The 6203-nt window shown below is 60.1% G+C and carries 5 protein-coding genes; 3 read left to right on the forward strand and 2 right to left on the reverse strand.

Annotation, left to right across the window (positions count from 1 at the left end; all coding sequences use genetic code 11):
* Positions 1 to 312 precede the first annotated feature (312 nt).
* The gene (locus tag K0M70_RS11660) at positions 313 to 858 is read left to right on the forward strand and encodes a hypothetical protein (RefSeq protein ID WP_290782090.1); all 546 of its coding nucleotides are present in this window, start codon (positions 313 to 315) and stop codon (positions 856 to 858) included.
* A 956-nt stretch (positions 859 to 1814) separates the two neighbouring features.
* Here K0M70_RS11660 and K0M70_RS11665 read toward each other — a convergent pair.
* Positions 1815 to 2744 carry a TniB family NTP-binding protein gene (locus tag K0M70_RS11665; RefSeq protein ID WP_290782092.1) on the reverse strand — a complete coding sequence of 310 codons (930 nt, stop codon included), beginning with the start codon at positions 2742 to 2744 and terminating at the stop codon, positions 1815 to 1817.
* 3 nt (positions 2745 to 2747) lie between these two features.
* Positions 2748 to 4511: a Mu transposase C-terminal domain-containing protein gene (locus tag K0M70_RS11670; protein ID WP_290782094.1), complete on the reverse strand. Its 1764-nt coding sequence runs from the start codon at positions 4509 to 4511 to the stop codon at positions 2748 to 2750.
* Positions 4512 to 5011: 500 nt separating this feature from the next.
* On the opposite strand from K0M70_RS11670, the gene K0M70_RS11675 reads away from it, so the two are divergent.
* Positions 5012 to 5353, forward strand: coding sequence for a hypothetical protein (locus tag K0M70_RS11675; protein WP_290782095.1), 342 nt, complete (start codon positions 5012 to 5014; stop codon positions 5351 to 5353).
* Positions 5354 to 5447: 94 nt separating this feature from the next.
* The coding region (locus tag K0M70_RS11680) for a TolC family protein (protein WP_290782098.1) at positions 5448 to 6203 on the forward strand (756 nt) is incomplete at its 3' end.

The raw sequence follows: 6203 nt of genomic DNA on the forward strand, positions 1-6203 counted from the left end.
GGCCTTCGGCATCACCGAACGTCAGTTGCATCGATCGTCATCCAATTCAGGTCGCGCTATTGTCGCCCGCAACGGGGGGAGTTGTTCAGACCTTCCTTAGCACCCATGCCTCCCTCCCCCGTCCACCGTCTGGAAGATCTAGATGTTGGTGCCCTATGCGGTTTATGGGCACTTCTGGCTAGTCGCGAACTTCGGCGACCGATAGCGCCAACAGAGGCCATGGCGATCGCGCTCTTGGACCGACTGACGGCACTAGGGATCATTGCGGTGCCCTGGCCCGCCACTCGGTGGGAGTTGCCGCCTCGTGGATTCGTGACGCCAATCGAGCAGTTGGCGTGGGACTATGCTTGGCCGGAGGTAATTCTGGATGGGCTCGATGCGCACCTCGAGGATCTGCTCCGAACCTATGCACGTGAAGGAACGCTTGTCGAGGAGCGCGTCGGATTCTGGCGCGAGCTAATCCAGTCCGAGTGCACAGATTACCTGCAGTTTCAGCTAACGAAGCATGGGTTTGATCCCGCCTGGGCATGCGACCTTCGTTGGCTGCCCCCAAACTATCTAGACACCCTGTCGCTTGCACGGTGGAAGTACCTGATCTGGTCCGGTGTGCGTCAGGGGGCAATGGAGTGCCTGAGATCGCGCTTTGATCTCAAGCAAACCCGCGATGCGATTGCCGCTACCTTGGCTAGCCCGAGCAGGCTGAGCTACGCCCATCAAGGGTCATTTGATGGCTTCTTGCCACGAACCGATACCCCCCACAGTCTCATTGCCGAGGTCTTTGCAACACATGCAGCTAGGCTGGGGCGTCGCTACTGGACAGAGGCGCCATCGGAACAGGCGCTTACCCGCTCGCTCTAGGTGCGTAGTATCGAAAGCACCGCGATTTGGGCTATATGGCGCGGCACATTCGACGGTGTTCCGAGAGGGGCAGTGCTCGGCCGACATTCGGTGCAGCGTCTAGTCGAGAATCTGATCAGCAGAAAAAATCTTTTGCAGTAGGCGTGCAGGAAGTCCTGAAGCATGGTCCGTCGCGCGCTCTGGCGAGACATAGACTGTCGCTAGCCAGAGAGCTGCTCGGCGCACTGCGGGGTTCCGCTCGCGAAGAAATGCGAGCCAACGCTCTGAGTTTCTCAAGGATCCGTAGTGCTTTGGGCCATGAATGTAAGGCTCCAAGGCGCGAGACACGTAGATATTGCAGACCAAAGGGCGCCCACCGGTCGCTGCATTCTCAGAAACGAGCTGCGCAAGCGCAACCTTAAATCCCGATGCGCTTCCGGCCCACTCGATTGGCCACTGCTCGGCACCATCAAGTACCGCGGCGATCCGGTCTTCGAAGTCAATCATCTGGACAATTGTTTCGTGCTCCGCCCCACTCAGCCGCGCATAGTCGTGAGTATTGGCGCTGAGGTCCAGATGCCCTGGTCTCCGGGGTGCGACCAGTGGGACACGATGTTGCCTACAGAATGTTCGGCACGCGTAGGCCCAGGCGCGCCGGTAGGTTCGCGGCCGACCGTTGACGTCATCCTCCTGCCAGCAGAGTGGACATGCGGCAGTCCTTGCGTTCGGCTCGAGTAGCGTTTCGCCAACCGGAATGCGATGGGCGGCTAGCCTGGAAGGCGTCATACCAATGCCGTTTGCTATGCGACGTAGCGCATTTGACGAGGGGGCGTCCATGGTCCCCGGGTCACCTGGTACATCGCTTACGATGTGCCCCCACAGTACATTCGGATCAATCTCCAGAAAGCACGCTGCACGCCAAAGGATAGATGCAATCGACTCATCCGGGGAAGGAAGTGGGATCCAAAGTCTTACAGTCATGGCACTTGCGGCTTGTCTTTGGCAGATCTTTCCGCGGCTTCTGCAGCCGCCCGTATCGCGCGTCTGACCGAAGCGTTAGGAGGTCCCAGGCTCGCCATTTTTATACAATCGTGCGTAATTCTTTCGGCACCTGTCTCGATTGCATATGCACCCGCGTGTGTCACTAGTTTGACGATGTCGTCGAGGATTCCGACACTCATTTCGACAAGAAGCCGGGTGGTTTCTGGTGCAGCAAGGTTTGATGGCGACTTCAGTGGTAGCAGTCTCTCAAGAGTTCCGAGGAACCTGTCAAGGTAGACGCCCTGAGACCAAGTAGGTAATTCGCGGTAAGCAAACCTGGCATTCAAGTGGGGGTCTTGGCTCATCGCCTGCTGAGCCATGCCCGTTCCAAGCGCGATTACCGGAAGGCTCAGTTCATTCATGAGCAAACGGATGGTTTCAAGTGCGTTTTTCATCTGACGATCGGTGGACGACAGCACATCCTGTATCTCGTCCAGCATTAAGAGCTTCACCTGAGCCTGTCTACACACCTTCAGCGTCATTCGCTCACGACGGCTCCCAACATAAAGGTCTGGTATGCCAAGACTCTCTAAGATTCGCTCGTAGATTTGCTTGGCCTCCTTCGCCCCGGTCATGCCTATATAGAGAATGGGGGAAGTGGCGGGCAGTCCTTCGGTAGCGGGCAGTTGCGGGTATCGCCGCCTGATGGCCGCTGCAAGCATGCTTTTCCCTGATCCTGGCGGCCCATATACCACCAGCCCGCTGGCGCGTATCTTCCTCGGCGAGAACCGGAGAAACTCTACGTGCTTGAAGATAGGGTTAAGTCTTTCATGCAAGATGAACCTGTCAATCAGCATTCTCTCCGCACGCTCGTCGTCCGAAAGATCCATTGCCACGGATGCAGAGGCATCAAGATGCTCGTACATTCGCTATGTCCATTCCTCATAAGGAAGTGCCCTGCTCGGGCTGCAATCAGCCTGTGAGGAAGAGCATTGACTTTCCTCTGGTTTATGTTGGTCGTGTGCGACTTCCGCGCCCTTGTTGCCATTTCGCGCCGCCCGCGTTTCTCTGACAGCCTTATCAACGATCTTGTCTGACGCCTCAAATCCCTTGTCTATCATTTCATTCAACCGCTTAATCTCATCTGCCGACAGCCTCGGTGGCGCAGGAGTGGTTGTCGCTGCGCGTCCCGAGACTGCCGAACACCGGACAAGTTGCCCGTCGTCGAGGCGCAACCAAGCGAGACGCGGCTCGCGTGGGTTGTAATGAACGATACGACTCCCGCGATTGACCAGTTCGGCCAGGTCGTCATTCCAGTAGACGCTTGCGTTCAGGTGAATTCCTGTTCGGCTGATCGGTCTGATTGCAAATGGCAGGAAGTGAACCTGAAAATCATCCCTGTCCGCCGGCAGCGGAGGGAACCCGGAAGGGCCGTATTTCTCTGCGATGCCGCGTTCCCATGCGATAAGCGGAGGACAGCCAATGCCTTTGTGCGTTTTGGTGTGGTAGTGGTAGCAAATCTTGTAGGTAATCCACTCCCTAAGCTCGTTGAGCGTTAACGCTGCTTTCTTCTCGCTGGGATAGTCGCCGCGCTCCTTTGTGTTGCTAAAGACCGTCCCGGGCAACAAATGAAGCATCTTCATCAGCGTGCCATTTAGTCGCTCGATGTGCGCGCCGTAGTGAGGGGTTTTGACGGGGCGCCAGCGCAGTTCAATGTTGAACTGTTCGCACCCGCGCTTCAGGGCGATAGCTCTGAAGTCTTTGCCGTTGTCAACATGAATCACTTCCGGTATCCCACACATCGGCCACAAGCCTGTAGCGGAGGACTCACCATCCTTAGGCAGTACGGAGTGGGCGATGCAAAGTGAAACGGAAACAGACGACGGATCGCTCATTGACAGTTCGAAACCCACCACGCTTCGCGAGGCAACATCGATGGCCAATGTTACCCATGGGCGCCCCAAGACTTGCGAGCGGTCGTCGGAAACCACCAGTATGTCTGCCGGCGTGTGGTCAATCTGGACCATGTCGAGCGGGAGTTGCGCGTTGTGGCTCCCGGTTCGGGGCTTCCACTTCTGTCTCGCCGCCTTGCCACCGAGTCTCTTGCGGTCGGCTTCATACCCCTCTTCTCGTCGGACTCGAAGCAGAACAGCGTCCCTGGAAATATTGCCGAGACCTAGACGTCTGCCTAAAGATTGCGCCCGTTCAACGATGTGCTGCTTGCTTGCCTTCTGCCGGTTCAGGTAGTACTTCCTGATGCAGTGCTTGATGATCTTGTCAGCGCGCTCAGAGATCTGCACGAACCCTTCTGGACGCCCGCCGGTGTCTCTCACGAGGCTGCTGACGCGCGGGTCCTGGTTAAAGCATGCCCGGGAGCGCTGGATGCTGCGAATACTTATCCCGTGTTTTTCGGAAAGTTTCGTCATTTCTTCTTTCGAGAGTCGCGGTTGGTCCAATAGCCGCGAAAGATCTTTTGCTAGCGCGACGCATCGCGTCCACTCCTTCTCGGGCACTAAGTCGGCATTCGTCTTCGATGATGGTTTCGGGATGCTCGAAATATCAGAGATTCGCTCGACGGAGGTTTCTCCAGTCGCCACATTTCGTACGCGAACCGAGACAAGGTTTTCCGGGCCATCGATTTCGACGACCTGGCCTCTTGCTACGCAAATGGTTCCGGGCGCAAGGGAGTGCACGGGAGAGGCTCCTCGCGCACCGACGTTGGTCGCATGCGCACTTAACTTGGTGCGATTAATTGCAACGCGTTTGAGAGGAGTCAAGAAGATTCGGCGCAAGTGATAAGAGTTTGATATCACCTGCGCCGGTGGGTGAAGAAATTCGTGGTTCGAAGGAGTACGCTCTTCGCCTGACCGAGCGCATCTCGGCCACCTCGGCCTACTCATTCAGGCATTGTTTAGGAAGGTCTAACTTTGGCGCTAATTGCTAGTTGAGGCTCTTATCGCGTCGCAACCGAACCTTTCGCACAGCCCTCAAACAGGCAACCGCATGATTTTTGGTCGTTTTAGCTAGGCGACAGGCTTAGGCCGTTGATGACATTGCCCTTGCCATGGTGGGAACCCTCACCCTGCACCCAAACCCTGCAGGCGCCCGCCAAGTCCCCGTCCCTGTCCATTGAACCCAGCGACGCCAGCGCCAGCTTTCGATTCGGCATAACCGGCCGTTGTAGAATCAGGCCATGTCGCTCACGCGCACTGTCGTCCACCTTCTGCTCGCGCTGGTCCTGATGGCCGGCGGACTGGCGCCCGTCCCGGTGGCGGCCGCCGATGCGGACCTGTCCGTGGCGGCCATGGATGCGCCCTGCCACGGCATGGCCGACGACGCCGGCGACCCGCCCGAGGATGCCGACTGCTGCCAGGACGGCGCCTGCAGCTGCGATTGCCTGCAGCACGTCCCGGTCGGGTTCCTGGCGGCGCCGCCGATGCCCCACATGGTGCTGCGTGGCCAGTCGGAACAAGCGCCGGCACCGGTATTCTCCGCCGCTGGCGGCGCCCCCGAGATTCGACCTCCCATCCCCTGATCGCCAGCGGCGGACTTCGCGTCCGCCACCCCGCGACCGCCCCGGCCCCGCCGGGTCCCCGGCGCTGCCGGGATCGACCGATCGGAGATGGACCATGAAAGTTGCCCTCGCCCGCGCCGCCTTGGCGCTGGCCCTGGCGTCCGCCCTTGGCGGCTGTGCCGGCCTTGCCCCACAGCCGCGCGCCGACGACCTCGCGCCCCTTCTGGCCGCCCGCGGCGGGCCTGCCGTGGACTGGGCTGCCGTGGGTTCACCCCGCGCCGAACGCGAGTCGATCAAGCGCTGGCTGGACCAGCCCATGACCCTGGACGCCGCGCTGCGCGTGGCCATGCTGCGCAGCCCGCGCCTGCAGGAGGAATTCGCACACCAGGGCCTGGCCCGGGCCGAGGTGCTGGAGGCGGTGGAAATATCAAATCCGCGGCTGTCGCTGTCGCGCATGTCGATTGACGGGGGCGGCAGCAATCGCACCGTGGGTCTTTCGCTGCCGCTGGTGGACCTGCTGATGCTGCCCGTGCGCACGCGCCTGGCGAAGCTGGAGTACGAACGCGCCACGCTTGAAGTGACCGGCGCGGTGCTGGGCGTGGTGGCTGATGTCGAGTCGGCCTGGTACGAATACGTGGCCGCGCGCCAGGTCGCGGCGATGCGCGTGGCGGTGGCCGAGGGCTCGGAGGCGTCGGCCGAACTGGCCGGTCGCTTCCATGCGGCCGGCAACATCAGCGCACTGCAGTTGGCGCAGGAACAGGCGGTGGCGAGCGAAGCGCGAATCGACGCGCTGCGCGCGCGCCGCCACCCCCGCCCCCCGCGCCAGGCGGTGAACCGGCCGCAGGGCCAGCACCGGCCCGAAGCCGCCAGG

The sequence above is a fragment of the Arenimonas sp. genome, from assembly GCF_019459675.1.
Taxonomy (GTDB): domain Bacteria; phylum Pseudomonadota; class Gammaproteobacteria; order Xanthomonadales; family Xanthomonadaceae; genus Arenimonas.